The following is a 383-nucleotide window of genomic DNA, read 5'->3' on the forward strand; positions in this document are numbered from 1 at the left end:
CCTCCAGCGTCGAGCATGTGCTGGTCGTGCGCCGCACCGGCATCGAAGTCCCCTGGACCAAAGGCCGCGACCTGTGGTGGCACGACACCGTCACCCCCGCCTCACCCCACCACCAAGCCCAACCCTTCGACGCCGAACACCCCCTGTTCATCCTCTACACCTCCGGCACCACCGGAAAACCCAAAGGCATCCTCCACACCACCGGCGGCTACCTCACCCAAACCGCCTACACCCACCACACCGTCTTCGACCACAAACCCGGCCACGACATCTACTGGTGCACCGCCGACATCGGCTGGGTCACCGGACACTCCTACATCGTCTACGGCCCCCTCGCCAACCGCACCACCCAAATCGTCTACGAAGGCACCCCCAACTCACCC

Annotated in this window: 1 protein-coding gene; it reads left to right on the forward strand. The window is 65.0% G+C overall.

The features are described 5' to 3' along the window. Positions 1-383: AMP-binding protein (locus NB3_RS33770; RefSeq protein WP_157112175.1), on the forward strand; the 383-nt coding region annotated here is incomplete at both ends.

Source organism: Nocardia beijingensis NBRC 16342 (genome assembly GCF_001612785.1).
Taxonomy (GTDB): Bacteria; Actinomycetota; Actinomycetes; order Mycobacteriales; family Mycobacteriaceae; genus Nocardia; species Nocardia beijingensis.